Source organism: Wenyingzhuangia fucanilytica, assembly GCF_001697185.1.
In the GTDB taxonomy this organism is placed as follows: domain Bacteria; phylum Bacteroidota; class Bacteroidia; order Flavobacteriales; family Flavobacteriaceae; genus Wenyingzhuangia; species Wenyingzhuangia fucanilytica.
Map to the genome: position 1 here is coordinate 37,253 of NZ_CP014224.1, position 18,710 is coordinate 55,962.

Annotated in this window: 21 protein-coding genes; 6 read left to right on the top strand and 15 right to left on the bottom strand. The window is 31.1% G+C overall.

Features of this window, described 5'->3' with window-relative positions; genetic code table 11:
• Nucleotides 1-46 precede the first annotated feature (46 nt).
• Nucleotides 47-1,051, top strand: a complete 1,005-nt coding sequence (glpQ, locus tag AXE80_RS00170) for a glycerophosphodiester phosphodiesterase (RefSeq protein ID WP_068823906.1) — start codon at nucleotides 47-49, stop codon at nucleotides 1,049-1,051.
• Here glpQ and AXE80_RS00175 read toward each other — a convergent pair.
• The 7 genes from AXE80_RS00175 to AXE80_RS00200 form a co-directional block, all read right to left on the bottom strand.
• Entirely contained in the window at nucleotides 1,041-2,840 is a 1,800-nt protein-coding gene (locus AXE80_RS00175) for a chloride channel protein (RefSeq protein WP_068823907.1), read from the bottom strand. The two genes, glpQ and AXE80_RS00175, sit on opposite strands and share 11 nt — an antisense overlap.
• Before the next feature lie 60 nt (nucleotides 2,841-2,900).
• On the bottom strand, nucleotides 2,901-3,053 hold the full coding sequence (locus tag AXE80_RS14305) for a hypothetical protein (protein ID WP_157359309.1): 153 nt from the start codon (nucleotides 3,051-3,053) through the stop codon (nucleotides 2,901-2,903).
• A gap of 66 nt (nucleotides 3,054-3,119) precedes the next feature.
• Nucleotides 3,120-3,638: a ferritin gene (locus AXE80_RS00180; RefSeq protein ID WP_068828553.1), complete on the bottom strand. Its 519-nt coding sequence runs from the start codon at nucleotides 3,636-3,638 to the stop codon at nucleotides 3,120-3,122.
• A gap of 128 nt (nucleotides 3,639-3,766) precedes the next feature.
• Entirely contained in the window at nucleotides 3,767-5,524 is a 1,758-nt protein-coding gene (gene aspS / locus AXE80_RS00185; RefSeq protein WP_068823908.1) for an aspartate--tRNA ligase, read from the bottom strand.
• A 145-nt stretch (nucleotides 5,525-5,669) separates the two neighbouring features.
• Nucleotides 5,670-6,104 carry a large conductance mechanosensitive channel protein MscL gene (gene mscL / locus AXE80_RS00190; RefSeq protein ID WP_068823909.1) on the bottom strand — a complete coding sequence of 145 codons (435 nt, stop codon included), beginning with the start codon at nucleotides 6,102-6,104 and terminating at the stop codon, nucleotides 5,670-5,672.
• An 11-nt stretch (nucleotides 6,105-6,115) separates the two neighbouring features.
• The gene (gene alr / locus AXE80_RS00195) at nucleotides 6,116-7,222 is read right to left on the bottom strand and encodes an alanine racemase (protein WP_068823910.1); all 1,107 of its coding nucleotides are present in this window, start codon (nucleotides 7,220-7,222) and stop codon (nucleotides 6,116-6,118) included.
• A 1-nt stretch (nucleotide 7,223) separates the two neighbouring features.
• The gene (locus tag AXE80_RS00200; RefSeq protein WP_068823911.1) at nucleotides 7,224-7,808 is read right to left on the bottom strand and encodes a thymidine kinase; all 585 of its coding nucleotides are present in this window, start codon (nucleotides 7,806-7,808) and stop codon (nucleotides 7,224-7,226) included.
• Nucleotides 7,809-7,921: 113 nt separating this feature from the next.
• On the opposite strand from AXE80_RS00200, the gene AXE80_RS00205 reads away from it, so the two are divergent.
• Both AXE80_RS00205 and AXE80_RS00210 read left to right on the top strand, forming a co-directional pair.
• Entirely contained in the window at nucleotides 7,922-8,662 is a 741-nt protein-coding gene (locus tag AXE80_RS00205) for a hypothetical protein (RefSeq protein WP_068823912.1), read from the top strand.
• Nucleotides 8,663-8,671: 9 nt separating this feature from the next.
• Entirely contained in the window at nucleotides 8,672-9,280 is a 609-nt protein-coding gene (locus tag AXE80_RS00210; protein ID WP_068823913.1) for a DUF4254 domain-containing protein, read from the top strand.
• Between the two features lie 36 nt (nucleotides 9,281-9,316).
• On the opposite strand, the gene AXE80_RS00215 is transcribed toward AXE80_RS00210, so the two are convergent.
• On the bottom strand, nucleotides 9,317-9,664 hold the full coding sequence (locus AXE80_RS00215; protein ID WP_068823914.1) for an arsenate reductase family protein: 348 nt from the start codon (nucleotides 9,662-9,664) through the stop codon (nucleotides 9,317-9,319).
• 54 nt (nucleotides 9,665-9,718) lie between these two features.
• Between AXE80_RS00215 and AXE80_RS00220 the strand changes: the two genes are divergently transcribed.
• Entirely contained in the window at nucleotides 9,719-10,183 is a 465-nt protein-coding gene (locus AXE80_RS00220) for a DinB family protein (RefSeq protein ID WP_068823915.1), read from the top strand.
• Nucleotides 10,184-10,199: 16 nt separating this feature from the next.
• On the opposite strand, the gene AXE80_RS00225 is transcribed toward AXE80_RS00220, so the two are convergent.
• The 3 genes from AXE80_RS00225 to AXE80_RS00235 form a co-directional block, all read right to left on the bottom strand.
• Nucleotides 10,200-11,024 (bottom strand): hypothetical protein, encoded by an 825-nt coding sequence (locus AXE80_RS00225; protein WP_157359311.1) that lies wholly within the window; start codon nucleotides 11,022-11,024, stop codon nucleotides 10,200-10,202.
• A gap of 90 nt (nucleotides 11,025-11,114) precedes the next feature.
• Nucleotides 11,115-12,695, bottom strand: coding sequence for an Ig-like domain-containing protein (locus AXE80_RS00230; protein WP_068823917.1), 1,581 nt, complete (start codon nucleotides 12,693-12,695; stop codon nucleotides 11,115-11,117).
• Nucleotides 12,696-12,732: 37 nt separating this feature from the next.
• On the bottom strand, nucleotides 12,733-13,419 hold the full coding sequence (locus tag AXE80_RS00235) for a ComF family protein (RefSeq protein WP_068823918.1): 687 nt from the start codon (nucleotides 13,417-13,419) through the stop codon (nucleotides 12,733-12,735).
• 65 nt (nucleotides 13,420-13,484) lie between these two features.
• Between AXE80_RS00235 and AXE80_RS00240 the strand changes: the two genes are divergently transcribed.
• Both AXE80_RS00240 and AXE80_RS00245 read left to right on the top strand, forming a co-directional pair.
• Nucleotides 13,485-14,396 carry a hypothetical protein gene (locus tag AXE80_RS00240; protein WP_068823919.1) on the top strand — a complete coding sequence of 304 codons (912 nt, stop codon included), beginning with the start codon at nucleotides 13,485-13,487 and terminating at the stop codon, nucleotides 14,394-14,396.
• Nucleotides 14,397-14,459: 63 nt separating this feature from the next.
• Nucleotides 14,460-16,004, top strand: coding sequence for a glycine--tRNA ligase (locus AXE80_RS00245; RefSeq protein WP_068823920.1), 1,545 nt, complete (start codon nucleotides 14,460-14,462; stop codon nucleotides 16,002-16,004).
• Between the two features lie 73 nt (nucleotides 16,005-16,077).
• Here AXE80_RS00245 and arsB read toward each other — a convergent pair whose 3' ends face one another.
• The 4 genes from arsB to AXE80_RS00265 are packed head-to-tail and all read right to left on the bottom strand — an operon-like array spanning nucleotide 16,078 to nucleotide 18,622.
• The gene (gene arsB / locus AXE80_RS00250) at nucleotides 16,078-17,118 is read right to left on the bottom strand and encodes an ACR3 family arsenite efflux transporter (protein ID WP_068823921.1); all 1,041 of its coding nucleotides are present in this window, start codon (nucleotides 17,116-17,118) and stop codon (nucleotides 16,078-16,080) included.
• Between the two features lie 12 nt (nucleotides 17,119-17,130).
• Nucleotides 17,131-17,763, bottom strand: a complete 633-nt coding sequence (locus AXE80_RS00255; protein ID WP_068823922.1) for an arsenate-mycothiol transferase ArsC — start codon at nucleotides 17,761-17,763, stop codon at nucleotides 17,131-17,133.
• Between the two features lie 22 nt (nucleotides 17,764-17,785).
• A complete protein-coding gene (locus AXE80_RS00260; protein ID WP_068823923.1) occupies nucleotides 17,786-18,250 on the bottom strand; it encodes a DUF6428 family protein in 465 nt (154 codons plus the stop codon).
• A gap of 42 nt (nucleotides 18,251-18,292) precedes the next feature.
• Complete coding sequence (locus tag AXE80_RS00265; RefSeq protein WP_068823924.1) at nucleotides 18,293-18,622, bottom strand: ArsR/SmtB family transcription factor; 330 nt, start codon at nucleotides 18,620-18,622, stop codon at nucleotides 18,293-18,295.
• Nucleotides 18,623-18,710 lie beyond the last annotated feature (88 nt).

Genomic DNA, 18,710 nt, shown 5'->3' on the forward strand with positions numbered 1-18,710 from the left:
CTATCAAAATTAGCTAATTTGGATGTAAAATCTAAGCATAGTTAGCATGAAGTTTAATATTAGGATTCCAATTGTTTTTTTTGTTCTTTTATCTTTAATGATGTCTTGTCAATCTAAACCTAAAGATTTAAATATGTTGATTATTGCTCACAGAGGTGCCTCGGGGTATTTACCAGAACATACTTTGCCTGCCAAAGCTTTGGCTTATGGTATGCATCCTGATTTTTTAGAGCAAGATGTAGTGTTAACAAAAGATGATGTTCCTATAGTAATTCATGATATTCATTTAGAAACGACCACTAACGTTTCCGAGGTTTTCCCTAATAGAAATAGGGAAGATGAAAAGTTTTATGTAATTGATTTTACTTGGGAAGAATTACAACTTTTAAACGTTACAGAAAGGTTTGATGATAAAACCAAGCAAACAGTTTATCCAAATAGATTTCCTGCTAATAAATCAATTTTTAAGTTGCATACTTTGGCACAAGAAATAGAAATGATTCAAGGTTTAAATATTTCTATGAAACAAAACATGGGGATTTATGTAGAAATTAAAGAACCTCAATTTCATAGAAATCACGGAAAAGATATTTCTAAAATTGTTTTAAAAGTTCTTTCGGATTATGGGTACAAAACGCTTGAAGATAATTGTATTTTACAGTGTTTTGATGCTGTGGAACTCAAAAAAATTAGACAGGAATATCACTCTAAATTATTTTTGGTTCAGTTGTTAGAAATAGGTTATGCTGATGAGGTTTTTAAAGAGATGACTGTAGCGCAAATAGTTGATGAAATTGCCTTGTATGCTAATGGAATTGGTCCTTGGTATAAACAAATTATTGCAGGAAATGAACATGTTAAGGGTTTTGAAAATCTTGTGTCATTAGCACATCAAAAAGATTTAAAAGTACATGCTTTTACATATCGTGCAGATGATTTAGGAGATTTTAAAACTTTTAAAGAATTGTTACTTAATGCAAAAACAAAGTTAAATTTTGATGGAATTTTTACCGATTTTCCTGATCAAGCAGTTGCTTGTTTTAAGCAATAGAATCACTTGCTTGAATTAACTTTCTTCTATAAGCGTTTAGCAATCTTGATTTAGAAATAAAACCATAATATTTACCATCTCTAATTACAGGTAAATTCCAAGCACCAGTTATCTTAAATTTTTCCATAATAACTTCCATAGAATCATTTACGTAATCAATTACGTCTTCGGGAGCAATCATTAAATCTCTTACAAAAGTGGTATCGTGTAAATCGGTATTAAACATAATAGATCTAATATCATCCATATGAAGTAAACCTATTAATTCTCTGTCTTTATTTACTACAGGAAAGTTATTTCTCTTAGACTTTACAATAACATTATGAGCCAATTCACCAAGTGTCATTCCAGGTTTGATGACTATAAAATCTTTTTCTATAACCTTGTTAATGTTCATCAACATTAAAACACTTTTGTCTTTATCATGTGTTAATAGCTGACCTTTTTTGGCTAAAGCTGCTGTGTAGATATTGTGAGGAATAAATCTTTTAGTGATTAAAAAAGAGATAGAGGCAACGGTCATTAGTGGTAAAAATAATTCGTATCCTCCAGTAATTTCGGCAATTAAAAAGATAGCTGTTAAAGGGGCTTGTAGCACTCCAGCTAACAAACCTGCCATTCCAACCATGGCAAAATTACTTAAAGAAAGATTAGTAGATGCAAGTTTCAAATGGTTTACAACTGTTGCTACAACATATCCGGATACACTTCCTATAAATAAGGATGGTGCAAATACACCTCCAATACCTCCGGCACCAAAAGTAAGTGCCATCGCAATCACTTTAAAAACAATAAGCCCTAGTAAAAGCCCAACAATCATCCAAATATTTTCGGCTTCTGAATTAAAAATATTGTTTTCTAATATAGAAGAAGCATCTCCCATTAAAACACTGTTCATGGTATCAAAACCTTCTCCAAAAAGAGGTGGAATAAAATAAACAATAATTCCAATTAAAGTTCCTCCTAATAATAATCTGTAGATTTGATTGTCTATTTTTTTGAAAAAATCTTGCATCCAAAAATAAACCTTGGTAAAATAGATGGATACAAAAGAACATCCTATTCCTAATATGATATAAAATGTAATGTCAGAAAGTTCAAACCTATCTTTAATTTCAAAGTGTAACAACACTTCATCACCTAAAAAGAAATATGATGTTAATACCGCAGAGATAGAAGCTAATAATAACGGAATCATAGAAATCATGGTTAGTTCTAAACTAAAAATTTCTACGGCAAATACTATAGCGGTAATTGGTGCTTTAAAAATACAAGATACTGCTCCTGCAGCTGCACAAGCAACCAATACAGTTCTAGATCTTTGGTCTAAGTGGAAAAGTCTTGATACGTTTGATCCAATTGCTGCACCAGTGGTTACCGTTGGTCCTTCTAGTCCTACAGATCCTCCAAAACCTACCGTTAGGGGAGAAGTGATTAAAGAAGCCCACATTTGATATCTATCAATAATGGCTTCTCTTTTAGAAATGGAATGTAAAACAGAAGGGATTCCGTGGCTCATTTTTTTTCTGACCACGAATTTAATTACCAATAGGGTTAAACCTATACCAATGATTGGGAATATAAAGTAAAAACCTTTGTGTACATCTTTGATAAACCCTGTTTCAAGAGCAACAAAAATATAATGAGTTAAGTTTTTTAGAGTTACTGCGGATATACCAGCCAATAAACCTATTAGCACACTTAAAATGTAAAGAAAATTTTCTGCAGAAATATGTTTGTATTTCCAGATCAAAAATTGATTTAATAAACTCCTTTTTCTCTGAGGCATGCCTATGACTTTTTCGGATGGCTAAGATAGTGTTTATTGAAAGAATATGTTTAAACTACTTTAGGCTTGCACAGGGCATTTTTTACAATGATCTTTACCTTTCTTTTTGTACTTTTTACAACACTTCTTTTTCTTGTCTTTTGCTAAATATGCAAAGCAACACCCTGTATATTCAGGAGTAACAATCTCTTCAACTATTCTTTCTAACATCATTTGCACTGATTAAGTATCTAAAAATCAGTGCAAATATAATACTTATTTTAAATAAATCTAAATTAACTACTCGTTTTTAGCATTAATTTCTGTTTGGGCAACAATTCCTTCGATGTCTTTATCAAATAAATAAGTACCACTCTTATCGTTTCCAATAATTTTTAATTTATCTAAAATAGTTCTTGCTAAAGATTCTTCTTCTGCTTGTTCAGCAACATACCATTGTAAAAAGTTATGTACTGTGTAGTTTTTTTCTTCTAAGGTTTGAAAAACTAAGTGATTGATGCTTTCTGTTACTTGCTCTTCACTTTCTAAAAACACAGTAAAAAGTTCGTGTAAATCTTTAAAAGTATCTTTAGGAGCATCTAGGCTTGGTATGCTAGCTTTTCCTCCGCGTTCGTTTACAAACTTTACTAATTTAAGCATGTGTACTCTTTCTTCTTCGGATTGGTTGTAAAAGAATCCTGCAACACCGTTGTAACCGATAACTTCTGCCCAAGTAGCCATTGCTAAATATTTCATAGAAGCATTAGCTTCTAAGTGTATTTGAGTGTTTAGTGCTTTTTCTATTGTTTCTGATAACATATTTTGTTGTTTTTTAGTGATAAAAAAACTCTTTAAAAACAATTAAGAAATCATATTTAAGTAAATAAGATGTCATTTGTTTTTAAAGAGCTATGGTAAATTTAATGAACTCAAAGTCTTATTACAACTTATTCTGTAGGAAGTGTAATATTTATATTTAATTCAGATAAAACTTCTTGAGAAACAGCTGCAGGAGCGTTAATCATTACGTCTCTACCTGAATTGTTTTTAGGGAAGGCAATAAAATCTCTAATAGTTTCTTGTCCTCCTAAAATAGCAACCAATCTGTCTAAACCAAAAGCCAAACCTCCGTGTGGTGGAGCTCCGTATTCAAAAGCATTCATTAAAAATCCGAATTGCTCTTTGGCTTCTTCAGGAGTAAATCCTAAATGTTTAAACATTAATTCTTGAGTAGCTTTGTCGTAAATTCTAATAGAACCTCCACCAATTTCGTTTCCGTTTAAAACCAAATCGTAAGCATTGGCTCTTACTTTACCAGGATCTGTATCTAACAATTCCATATCCTCTTTTTTAGGACTGGTAAAAGGGTGGTGCATTGCGTGGTATCTTTCAGTTTCCTCATCCCATTCTAATAAAGGGAAGTCAACTACCCATAATGGAGCAAATTCGTTAGATTTTCTTAAACCTAAACGCTCAGCTAATTCCATACGTAAAGCAGAAAGTTGAGCTCTTGTTTTGTTTGCAGGTCCAGATAATACACAAATTAAATCTCCAGCTTTAGCTCCAGTTGCTTTTGCCCAAGCAGCTAAATCTTCTTGGTCATAAAATTTATCTACAGATGATTTAAAAGTACCATCTTCGTTACATTTTACATAGACCATTCCTAAAGCTCCTACTTGAGGACGCTTAACCCATTCTATTAATTTATCGATTTCTTTACGAGTATAGCTTCCACCATTTGGCACAGCAATACCCACTACCAATTCGGCATCGTTAAATACCTTAAAATCTTTGTGTTGAGCAACGGTGTTTAACTCTCCAAACTCCATTCCAAAACGGATGTCTGGTTTGTCGTTACCATAAGTTTTCATGGCGTGCTCAAAAGTCATTCTTGGGAAATCTCCAATTTCTACATTGTTCACTTTTTTAAGTAAGTGACGAGTCATTCCTTCAAAAATGTTTAAAATATCTTCTTGTTCCACAAACGCTAATTCACAGTCAATTTGTGTGAATTCTGGTTGTCTATCGGCGCGTAAATCTTCATCACGGAAACATTTTACAATCTGAAAATATTTATCCATTCCACCTACCATTAGCAATTGCTTAAATGTTTGTGGAGATTGTGGTAAGGCGTAAAACTCACCTTCGTTCATTCTAGAAGGAACAATAAAATCACGAGCTCCTTCTGGCGTAGATTTTATCAAATAAGGAGTTTCAACTTCTATAAAGTCTTGATTAGATAAGTAGTTACGAACTTCTTGTGCTACTTTACTTCTAAATATCAAGTTGTTTTTTACTGGGTTTCTACGGATGTCTAAATATCTGTATTTCATACGGATATCTTCACCACCATCTGTATTGTCTTCAATAGTAAAAGGAGGAAGTTTTGCTTCGTTTAAAATGGTTAGTTCTTTTACTAAAACTTCAATTTCTCCGGTAGCAATATTTTTGTTTTTGGCCTCACGCTCAATAACAGTTCCTTTTACTTGAATCACAAATTCTCTACCTAAAGTTTTGGCTTTGTCTAGAATTTCTTTTGGAGTTCTGTCTTCATCAAAAATAAGTTGAGTAATTCCGTATCTATCACGTAAATCCACCCATACCATAAATCCTTTATCTCTAGATTTTTGAACCCATCCTGATAAAGTAACCTCTTGGTTTGCATTTTCAATTCTTAATTCTCCGTTAGTGTGACTTCTGTACATGTTATTGTGCTTGAATTTAAAGGGGCAAAGTTACTTTTTTAATTCGATGTCTGAAAGCTAATTTTAGCTTTGTACGTACTTCATTAAATCATAAAATCCACCTAGACTTTTTAGGTGGATTTTATGGTTTTGATTTAAATGAAAATTATTTTTTAGCTAATAAATCTCTAATTTCTGTAAGCAACTCTTCTTGAGAAGGTTTTTTAACTTTTGGCGCTTCTTTTTTCTTGGTTTTTTCATATGCTTTTATAAAAATAAAAATGACAAAACCAATAATAACAAAGTCTATAATGGCTTGTAAAAAGTTTCCATAAGTAAGTACTGCTGCATCGGCTTGTTTTGCTTGAGCTAAGGTGTCGTATTTTCCTTCGCCTAAAACGATAAATAAATTGGCAACGTTTTTATTTCCTAAAAAAAGTCCTACTATGGGCATTAAAATATCGGCAGCTAAAGAGCTTACAATGGTTTTAAAAGCTCCACCAATAATTACAGCTGTTGCTAAACTTACAATATCGCCTTTCATTAAAAAGGCTTTAAAGTTTTTAAAAAAGGTAAATGTTTTGGTTTTTAGTTGATCCATAAAAAATAGTTTTAATCAATAAAAGTCCTTTTGATTCTTTGTGCCATAGCCGTTAGAATTTCATAAGAAATAGTATTGCATATTTTGGCAAACTCTTCAACAGTTTTTTGATTGTTAAAAATAATAACTTCATCACCTTCTTTGCAGTCTATATTGGTTACGTTTACTAAAATCATATCCATACAAACATTTCCAGAAGTGTAAGCTTTTTGTCCGTTGATGGTAACATATCCGTTTCCACAACCTAAAGGTCTAGAAAATCCATCGGCATGACCAATAGGAATAATGGCAATTTTCTCATCTTTTTGAGCTGTAAATGCCATGTTATAACTAATGCTATCTCCCTTTTTTACTGTTCTAATTTGTGAGATAATAGATTTTAAAGTGGCAACATTTTTTAATTGGGCAGTTTCTTTTTCATCATTTCCAAATCCGTACAAACCAATTCCCATTCTTACCATATTAAAATGTGCATTAGAATAGTTGATAATTCCGGATGTATTACTCATATGAACCGTAAAGTGGTCTGTTAATTTTGACTGTAATTGCGCAATAATATTGTTAAAAGTTGTGATTTGTTTTTCCGTAAATTCTTTTTCATTTAAATCTTCACTTGCGGCAATATGAGAAAATGCAGAAGCCACTTTAATGTGTTTGTTATTTTCTATCAACGAAAGTAGTTCATCAACTTCATCAGTATTAAATCCTAATCTGTTTAGGCCAGAATTGAATTTTAAATGAATAGGATATGCTTCTAAATGATTCTTTTTAGCAAAAGCAATAAATTGTTTTAAAGTGTAAAGAGAATAAATATTAGGCTCTAAGTGATGTTGAATGATTAACTCATAATTTGCTACTTGAGCGTGTAAAACCAAGATTGGAGTTTTAATTCCGTTTTCTCTAAGTTTTATTCCTTCATCGGCATAAGCAACACCAAAATAATCAACTTTTTCTTCTTCAAGACTTTTAGCAATATTAACAGGTTCTAAACCATAAGCAAAAGCTTTAACAACCGCTAAAGTTTGGGTGTTAGGCTTGGTTTTGCTTTTAAGATAATTAAAGTTGTGCTTTAAAGCAGATAAGCTGATTTCTAGCTTTGTAACATGATGGTTTTGCATGCTAATTGTTTTTGTTGTTTGCTTTGTAAAAAGCAGCTCTACTTAGCGGTTCGTAGTTTTCATTTTCTCCTAACATCACTAATTTTTCACTGTCATTTTTTCGGTGACTGTAATGGGCTAAGTTTCCTGTTTTGGTGCAAATAGCGTGGACTTTGGTTACGTACTCTGCGGTAGCCATTAAATTTGGCATAGATCCAAAAGGTTTTCCTTTAAAATCCATATCTAACCCAGCAACAATAACCCTTATACCTTTGTTTGCTAAATCGTTACAAACGCTAACAATTTCATCATCAAAAAACTGTGCTTCATCAATTCCTACCACATCTACATAGTTAGCTAATAATCGAATATTAGCTGCTGCAGGAACAGGTGTGGAACGAATATATTTTTCATCGTGAGAAACAACATTTTCCTCATCATAACGAGTGTCTACAGAAGGTTTAAAGATTTCTATACGTTGTTTAGCAATTTGAGCACGTCTTAATCTACGAATTAATTCTTCGGTTTTACCCGAAAACATAGATCCGCAGATGACTTCAATCCATCCAAATTGTTCTTTATGGTTTACAGTGTTTTCAAGAAACATTTTGTATTTTTATCGATGTTAGTATATCTAAAATTGCTAATGCTAGCAAAAGATAAGTGTACAAATTTATCAAATAAAGTCTTACGCTCTAACCTAAATTTATCAAAGTATTTATGCAAAAAAAATTAGAGGCAGAATTGATGAGCATTGCTCACAGTATTTTGCAAATGAAAAATAGAGATGATTTAAAAGCTTTGAAACAAAAAGCTTATGAAACGTATGAAAAACTTGCAGTGCTATCTTATATAGAAGACTTTGTTAAAGAAACACCTCAAAATACTAAAACTGTAGAGGAGTTGGTTAAAGAAACTTTTGACGAGCCTATAAGTGAGGTTGAAAAAGTAGAAGCGCCTGAGCCAGTAAAGGTTGAGTTGGTAGAAGAAATTAAGGAGGTAGTTACCGAGGAAGTTGTAGAGATTGAAGAAGAACCTAAAGAAGATGTTTCTTTGGATTTGTTTACAAAAGTAGAAGAGAGCAAAGTGGAAGAAAAAACTGAAAGTGCTTCTAACCTACAATCCTCATTAGAAAAAGAATTTGGAAATACAGTTTCTTTAGATATAGCTACGGATTTATTTGAAAATGCTACTCGTGTAGCTCCTAAAAAATCTTTGAATGATGTTGCTATGCAGCAAAAGAATTTACAAATAGATTTAAATGATAGAATTGCTTTTGTAAAACATTTATTTGATGATAGTCAAGAAGATTTTAATAGAGTAGTATCTCAGTTAAACACCATGTCTTCGGAAAAAGAAGCCACATCGTTCTTAAAAATGGTAAAAAAGGAGTATAATTGGAGCGGAAAAGAAATCTATGAAGATAGATTGATTTTGTTAATAGAACGAAAATTTAATTAAAAGAGAAGAATGAGTTTAAAAGCAGAAGATTTTAACAAAATATTTGATGCTGTGATAGCAAAATATCACGTGATTGATGATGTAGATCAGCCTTTTACTAATGTATATGATGCTAGTACTTTAGAGCATTTGTTATATAGAAAATGTTGGATAGATACTGTACAGTGGCATTACGAAGACATTATTCGTTTACCAGATATTGACCCTACTGAGGCTTTGGCTTTAAAGAGAAAGATTGATGCTTCTAATCAAGATAGAACTGATATGGTAGAATATGTAGATAGTTATTTTTTACAAAAGTATATAGATGTAAAACCTAAATCTACTGCAAAAATTAACTCTGAAAGTCCAGCTTGGGCGATTGATAGATTGTCTATTTTGGCTTTAAAAATCTATCATATGCAAGAAGAAGTTACTCGTGAGTCTGCTTCTGCCAGTCATAAAGAAGCTTGTCAGAAAAAATTAGATATTTTATTAGAGCAAAGAGTAGATTTGTCTACTGCTATTAATGATTTGATTGCTGATATTGAAAGCGGTGATAAATACATGAAAGTGTACAAGCAAATGAAAATGTATAACGATGATGAATTAAATCCGATGTTGTACAAGAAAAAATAAAGCATAAAAAAAACCGAGACATCTGTCTCGGTTTTTTTATTGTGTTTTGCTAACCAATGCTTCAACAGTTTTTTTACTGTTTCCAACAAAAATTTCATTATCAATTATAGCTACAGGTCTTTTTAAGAAAGTATATTCTTTTAAAATGTAGTTTTTATAATCCTCTACACTTAAATTTTTGTCTTTTAATCCTTGTTCTTTATAAAGTCTTGCTCTTTTGTTAAACAGTTCCTCGTAAGAATTTGTTAAGACGTACATTTCTTGTAGTTGTTCAGCGTTTACAGGGTTGCTTTTTATTTCTTGAATTTCAAAACCGTCAAGATTTAATTGGTTTAAAATTCTTTTACAGGTATCACAAGTTTTTAAATGGTATATTTTTTTCATAAGTCTTAAGTCTCTTCTATCTTTACAACTACCAAAAGTATAAAAATAGAAAGTATGGATATTACAAAACAAGTAGATATTTTATCTAAAGGAAGAACCTTGATGTTAAAGTTAATTGGTGATTTTTCTTTAGAACAAATCAATAAAATTCCAGAAGGATTTAGTAACAATATTGGATGGAATGTAGCTCATTTAGTAGTTACACAACAGTTATTATGTTATAAATTTTCAGGTTTAAAAACTGCTTTGTCAGATGAAATGATTGGTAGATACGTAAAAGGAACGGCTCCAAATGGGCATATAATCAACCAAGAAGAGTGGGAGTTGATTAAAAAACTTTTTGTGGAGTTACCAGAGAAATTGTTGGTAGACTATAATGATAAGATATTTAAAACATATAGTGAGTACACCACAAGTGTAAATGTAACCTTAGATTCTGTTGAAAAAGCAATTGACTTTAACAATTTTCACGAAGGAATACATTTAGGGGTAATTTTAGGATTAAGAAAGTTGGTGTAATATACCAGCTTTCTTTTTAAAACATGTGGTAAATAAAACCTACGCTAATAACTGTGTTAAAATCGTTGGAACTATTGTTGCTTAAATCAGGATTAACTCCGTCTATCCAATCAGACATATAGTATTTAAAGTTGATTTGTGAAACAAGGTCGTAATAAGGACTGGCTTTATATCTTGCTCCTAATGCAAAGTTTCCAGATAAAGTAACAGTGTTGGTTTTAGCGATAAAGCTTGATTTATAGTTGTCTGGATATCCAGGGTCACCAGTTCCATTACTAGCTCCTGGACTTTGGTTCCAACCAGCTTCCCTATCAATAGCTTCTTGATCATATGAAGGAGTAGTATTTACGTAGTGAATACCAAAACCAATAGCTATATAAGGGTCTACTTTACTTTTGTTTCTGTATCTATTGTATTTGTGTAAAAACCTAACAATATCTCTGTAGTGAAATTGTAATTCGTTATCTAAACTTATAATTGTAGTTTTTGAACTTAACCTTGCAAGTAATATGTTGTTTGGAGTGTTTTCAATAGTGTATTTAGGTGGGTCTTCAAGAGGTTTTGTACCTGTTCCAAAGGATTTATTATCAAAACTAGTAAGGTTGATACCTAGAGTCGTTTTTAGTATTGTATGACGGTATAAAGGGTTAGATCCATATCTTCTAGGTAAGATGTGTAGATAATGTGTAGCGTTTACAGAAAAACCATTAATGGTTGCTTTACCATCAAAAGGTCCTTTTGCTATAAAATCAGCCTGGAAGTTAGAGATACCAGCCTCAGCACCTACTTCGTGTTGAAAAATAAAGCGTCGTTGAGCGTTACTTTTGGTGTTAAGTAACAAGGTAAATATTATAAGTAAGAGTAACTTTTTCAATTTGATTGCTTTGTTAAAAAGTTGAGAGTCAAAAGTATGAAAAAAACCTAACATTTGTTATTCAATTGTGATGGTTTCATTCATTTCAGAATTGGCTCTAAGGGTTATTTTTTTATTAAAATTATATACAGGCTCTGGTTGAAGTCTTAGTTTAAAATTACCATTGTCAAATTTATTGTTTTTGTTAAGATCTTGGATGATTCTAATTTGATATTTTCCAGGAGGTAATTGCCTATATGCAACTTCTTGTGAACTATTAATAATTTGTGTTGTTTTGGTTTTAAAACTATCGTTAGAAATTTCTATAATTAATTGAGTATTGTTAGGGTTTTTAATGGTTAAAACAATTTCACCATACTCTTCGGAATCTAACGTTTTTAGCTTAATGGTTTGTTTTCCTGTCGTTTTATTCAAGAAATCTTTAAAGGCTAATTCTTTTAATATTAAGGAGTAAGTTTTGTTAGTTTCTCTTTTAAAATCAACGAATATTTTGTGTGTGTTAGGATTATTAATTAGTGTGTATTCAATAGGGATTGAATCTTGTTCTAGTAACAAAATACTGTCGTTGTTTATGTAATTTACAGGAATGTTACTAGAAAGAATTAAAGAGTCGTTAGGGTGTAAAGCTCCTTTGGTATTACTAGAAAGAATTAAAGAGTCAATTTTTAAATCTCTAGGTGTAAGACTAAAATTTTGGTGTAAAGTATCTTGTTTAATACTTAAGTAAAGTGTGTCTTTAGGCATTTCTTTAAACCAAAAATAAAGAGAATCTTTGCTAGACGGTTTGCTAATGAAATAATCGTTTTGATTTATTCCAGTAGCAGAAACTTTTGGGATATCTTTTCCTTGATACCCAAGAATAATTACATGACCACTAGTTTGTGTTGGTCTCATAATTTTATTGTCTTTAGGCTCTTTAAAAAGAATAAAATCATCAATAGTATCTGCTGATTTTAATTGAATAGCTTCATTTAAAAAACCTATTCTTTCTAAACCTTTATCATATTTATAGTTATTGTTTTTATCTTCTAAAGCAATCAGTTTATAATTGGCTTCGGATAAGTTTTCTAAACTATAATTTGTACTGTCTAAAGTGTTTGATAAATAATTTGGAGTATAATACCCAACTAAAGTATCATTGGCATTTTTATAAGCCATCACACTAATATTTTCAAGCTTTTTATCAGCAAGTGGATCTGTAATGTTTCCAGTAATACTTAAAGAATCTAAATCAGGGCCTGTACTAAAAACATATGAGAATCTTCCTAGTTTATTTCCTTCATTATTGTCTATAATACTATTTCCAAAATTAATGGTGTATGTTGTATTAGGACTTAAGGATTCTAAAAATTCAATACTAATTTTTTTAGAAACCCCAACTTCAGGTTTTATGATTGGTTTTTTCTCCATGGGAGGAGATATAATTAATTGAGTATTTAACTTTTCAAATTTAATATACTCATCAAAAACAATTACGACCTTCTCCGCATCAAAAGAAGTGGTTTTGTTTGCTGGTTTAGCAATAGCCATAATTGGGGGAATACTATCTTTAGGTCCTCCAGTAGGACTACCCATTCTAGCACAACTTACTTGAAAAAGTGCTATGATTACGATAAAAATTGCAATTGTATTCTTCATAAACTTATGTTGCAAAGAAACTGAATTTTTGTGATAACTAAACCACGCATGCAATGGTAATAATATAGATATTAACATTGTTTAACTTTTTAAGTGCTTTGGTGCAGGAAATTAAGGTGGCGCCAGTGGTTAATACATCATCAATTAGTAAAACATTTTTTTGATTAAAGAGGTAATTGGTATTTACTTTAAAGGAATTTTGTACACTTTTATGTCGTTCTTCTTTATTTTGTTTGGTTTGAGATTTGTTGTTTTCTGTTTTTATTAAGCCATCTTTAATATAATCTGCATGCAAATTTTTAGCAATTATTTTAGCAAATTCATCTACTTGATTGTAACCTCTACTTTTTTCTTTTTTAGGATGTAAAGGTATGGGAATTACAATATCAATATTTTTAAATCTAGTGGTCGTTTTTAATTCGTTACTAATTGCTTTGGCAGCATAAGCTCCAAAAGTTTCTAGTCCTTGATATTTTAAAGCTTTTAAAAGCGTTTGTATTGGGCTGTTTTTTTGATAGAAATAAAGCGATCCTGCTTCAATAACATCTGTTTTTCCTAAGAATAATTTTTCTAGAGGATTGTTAGCATAGCCTATAAAACCTGTAAATTCTAATTGATGATGACAATCTATACACAAAAAAGAAATGTTTTGTGGAATAATAGCTTTACAGTGTAAACATCTATTAGGGGCAAATAGATCTCTTAAATCTTTCAGAAGATTCATAGCTTTTATGTTAAAAATAAACAATAATTTTAGATAAGTTTCCAGTCAATAAAAAAATATGATTTATGAAAAACACTAAAGATGTATTAATCGCAATATTGGTGCTAATAATTATTGGATTTGTGATTTATAATTACAAAATTACCAATGAAAACAATGCTTATAAAGAAGCTATTCAAGAAGAAAAACAAGCTTTGGCTAAAGAGTTAGATATAACTTTACAAGATTTAAGCGTAAATCAAGAACAAAACATTGCTATTACAAAAGATTTTAATGAAGCCAATGAAAAATTAAAAGGAATTAGAGTTCAACTAAACAAGTCTAAAGAACAAGTAGAGCAACTAAAAATTAAATTGAGTAATTCAGAAAAAAATAGTTTTAAAGCCTTGCAAACACTTAGAGCTTCTTTAGAGGGAGTTAAAATAAATAATCAGTTTTTGTTTAAAAGTTTAGATTCTATTAGAACAGTAAATGATAGTTTGATGGTGACTATTGCTGTAACTAAATCTGAATTAAATGCCGAAAAATTGCAAAGTAAAGAGTTGTCTTTAAAATTATCAGAAGCTACTAAGGTTCAGATTTCAAATGTTGAGGTTTATGCAATTGAAGAAAAAAAATCAGGAGAAATTAAAGAAACAAATCGTTATAAAAACGTAAACGGAATACAGGTAAAGTATAATGTTTTAAACAATAAGGCTTTAACCAATACCGAATGTGATATATTTTACGTAATAAAAGACAAAGACGGAATGATAGTTTCTTCTGATGGTGAATTTTTACACAAAGGAGTGCTAAAGAAATTTACGGATGCTACACGTTTAATTTTAAATGGAGAAACCATGCCAGTAAATGATATTATTTCTTTGCAAAATATTGAATTAAACAAAGGAACTTACACGATAGATTTTTATAGCTTAGATGGCTTATTGGCTAGTCAATCATTTGTGTTAAAAAGTAGCTTTTTAGGTGTTTTTTAAATAAATGATATAGTTTTTAAAATAGTATAAACGAATTAAAAAAAGCTTTTATATTTTTGCGGCATGGCAAAACAAGAAGATCAATTTAAGAAGGTAATTTCTCACGCCAAAGAATACGGATATGTATTCCAATCTAGTGAGATTTACGATGGTTTAAGTGCAGTATATGACTACGCACAAAACGGAGTAGAGTTAAAGAAAAATTTACGTGAGTACTGGTGGAAAGCCATGGTACAAATGCATGATAATATTGTTGGTTTAGATGCTGCAATTTTTATGCATCCTACTACTTGGAAAGCTTCGGGCCATGTAGATGCTTTTAACGATCCATTGATTGATAATAAAGATTCTAAAAAAAGATACAGAGCAGACGTTTTAATAGAAGATTATGTTGCCAAGTATGATGATAAAATAGAAAAAGAAGTTAAAAAAGCAGAAAAACGTTTTGGAGACTCTTTTGATAAAGAACAATTTTTAGCTACAAATCCTCGTGTTTTAGAATACAAAGAAAAAGGAGCTGCTATTTTAGCAAGAATGGGAAAATCTTTAGAAAATGAAGATTTAGCCGATGTAAAAGCTTTGATAGAAGAATTAGGAATTTCTTGTCCTTTGTCTGGTTCTAAAAGTTGGACAGACGTAAAGCAATTTAACTTAATGTTTGGAACAAAATTAGGAGCTTCTGCAGAGCACGCTACTGATTTGTATTTACGTCCAGAAACAGCGCAAGGTATTTTTGTGAACTTTTTAAATGTGCAAAAAACAGGAAGAATGAAAATTCCTTTCGGTATTGCACAAACAGGAAAAGCGTTCCGTAACGAAATTGTAGCTCGTCAGTTTATTTTCCGTCAACGTGAGTTTGAACAAATGGAAATGCAATTTTTTGTACGCCCTGGAACTCAAAAAGAATGGTATGAGACTTGGAAAGAATCTCGTTTAAAATGGCATTTGTCTTTAGGTTTAGGAATGGATAATTACCGTTTCCACGATCATGATAAATTGGCTCATTATGCCGATGCTGCTGCGGATATTGAATTTAAATTCCCTTTTGGATTTAAAGAATTAGAAGGAATTCATTCAAGAACAGATTTTGATTTAAAAGCACATCAAGAATTTTCTGGAAAGAAAATTCAATATTTTGATAATGAAATCAACGAAAACTACATTCCTTATGTAGTAGAAACTTCTGTTGGTTTAGATAGATTATTTTTAGCGGTTTTCTCTAATTCTTTACAAGAAGAAGAGTTAGAAGATGGAAGCTCAAGAACAGTTTTAAAATTACCAGCAGTGGTAGCTCCAAACAAAGCGGCTATTTTACCATTGGTTAAAAAAGATGGATTGCCAGAGATTGCTAAAGATATTTTTGATCAATTAAAATTTGATTTCAACGTTACTTACGATGAAAAAGATGCTATTGGTCGTAGATATCGTCGTCAAGATGCAAATGGAACTCCATTTTGTATTGCTGTAGATTACGAAACTAAAGATGATAATATGGTTACGATTCGTCATAGAGATACTATGGAACAAAAACGTGTTGCCATAGCTGATTTAAAATCTATTATAGATGCAGAAGTAAACATGGGAGTTTGGTTAAACAAAGCCAAATAATCTTAATGATGATATATAAAAAAAGGTGAGCATTTGCTCACCTTTTTTATTTTCTCTTCTTTTTCATATTAGTTTAGTTTGTGATTTTTGGAAAATATTTTTTTCTTAACCAAAAAGACACTTTAACTAATAATATCAATGCAGGTACTTCTACTAAAGGACCTATAACTCCTGCAAAAGCCTGTCCTGAATTCAGTCCAAAAACGGCAATAGCTACTGCAATAGCCAATTCAAAATTATTTCCGGCTGCTGTAAATGCTACTGATGCTGTTTTATCATATTCTGCTCCAGTTGCTTTGGTAAAAAAGAAACCAATGATAAACATTAAAGTAAAATATAATAATAATGGAATTGCAATAATTAGTACATCCATAGGAATTTGTACAATTAATTCTCCTTTTAAAGAGAACATTACTACAATGGTAAATAACAATGCAATTAAGGTTAATGGAGAGATTGTTGGAATGTATTTGGTGTTATACCATTCCTCACCTTTTAACTTTACTAAGAACACTCTACTTAATATTCCTAATAAGAAAGGAATTCCTAAATAAATGGCCACACTCTCTGCAATAGTTGCTACAGAAATGTCTACAATAGCTCCTTCAAAACCAAAATATGGAGGTAAAACAGTAATAAATAGCCAAGCATAAAAACTATAAGCAAATACTTGGAAAACACTATTTAAAGCTACCAATCCAGCTCCGTATTCACTACTTCCTTCGGCAAGGTCGTTCCATACCAAAACCATGGCAATACAACGTGCTAAACCAATTAAAATTAACCCAACCATGTATTCTGGATATTCTCTTAAAAAAGTGATGGCCAATACAAACATCAATACAGGTCCAATAATCCAATTAAGGATTAAAGAAATAGAAAGTATTTTGGTGTTTCTAAATACCTTTGGCAATAGCGAATAATTCACTTTAGCCAAAGGAGGGTACATCATTAAAATTAATCCAATAGCAATGGGGATATTTGTAGTACCGCTGCTCATCGAATTTATTAGATCTGGAAAAGTTGGTACAAAATATCCGATACCAACACCAATAATCATGGCTGTAAAAATCCACAATGTTAGATTTCTATCTAAAAAGCCTAGTTTTTTCATGATGAATAATTTTTAAGATTTTACTTGAGAAAAAACATAGAACATTTCTGTTGCTATTTGTAAACTTCTCTCATTGTATTTCTCAGCTTGTTGAGGAGTATTGTCAAACGCCTTTGGGTCTTCAAAAGTAATAGGAATACGTTTTTCTGCTCCTGCAATAAAAGGACATCCACCATCTGCTTGAGAACAAGTCATTATTGCAGCAAATTCTCCTTCAGGATTAAAAGTATCATCTAATTTTTTAGAAAAACCAATAATAGGATGAGCATTTTGTGTGTATTTAATACTATATACTGGATTGTCTGTTTCAGAAAGTTTTTGAATTTGAAATCCATTATTTTCTAATGTTTCTGCCACTTTAGGAAAAAGTGCTGTTGCTTCTGTTCCTCCAGAGTAACAAGAAACGTTTTTAATTCCAAAATAGGATGCCATTGCTTGTGCCCAAACTTGAGACAAGTGACTTCTTCTTGAATTGTGTGTACAAATAAAATTGATGCGGATGTCTTGTTTGTTTTCTACTTTAGATTGAATAAAATCAACTAAAGGTTGTAGTGTTTCTTTACGTTCCTTAGAAATACTTTCTGGTTGTAAAGTTTCAATGGTTTGTTGTATTTTATCAAATACATTTGTTTTAGTAGTAATCATTATATATGTTTTAGTTTATTAGTTAACAACATCCTCCTCCTGGAGTACAACTAGAATTGTTGTTTGTTACAGGAATGGTTTTTAGTGCTGGTTCTGGAATTCCACAATTGTCTTTTGCCAAACAATCTGTTTGTTTACTAGTTAAAAGAAAATTAGTTCCGTTAAAGTCTAAACCAAATTTACCTATGGTCTCTGCTTGGTATTCTACTTCAATTTCTAAATCTTCTATACCCAGCGTTTTTTCTGATAATTCAATGATGTTTAATAATTTTTCTGGGTGTAATCTGTGGTCATAATCATCTGCATTCCATAGTTGAAAGTTTACCACTTCTTCCTTGCGAACAGTTCCTCCGCAGTCTATAAAATGTTTGGTTATTTTTCCTACTTCTGTTACGTGGAAATGATTAGGCACCAAAGTATTGTCCGGCAATTGAAATGCAATGGTGTTTAATTCTTTTAATACTGATTTTACTTCTGAAATTTTCATATCTGTTTATTGCGATTTTACGATTAATAGATGCAAATTTTTTTAACAACAAGTTTTTTGAGAAAGATCTTGATCTAAGAATACAGCCATTACTTGTTTCATTTTAGACCAATTTTCACTGTCTATACAATAACAAACGCTTGTTCCTTCTATGCTTCCTTTTATTAGGCCTAAGTTTTTTAATTCTTTAAGATGCTGAGAAATGGTAGGTTGCGCTAAGCCTATTTCGTTTACCAAATCACCACACACACAAGAGTTTATTTTGTACAAGTATTGTAATATGGCAACTCTAGCAGGATGAGCAAAAGCTTTTGCAAAACGAGCAATCTCATTTTGTTTGTCTGTAAATATTTCTGTTTTTACTAATCCCATCTCGTTGTTTTCTATATTGCAATATTACGATTAATATTTGTTTCTCAAAATAATTAATTAAAATAAATTTTATTTAAGAATATCTTAG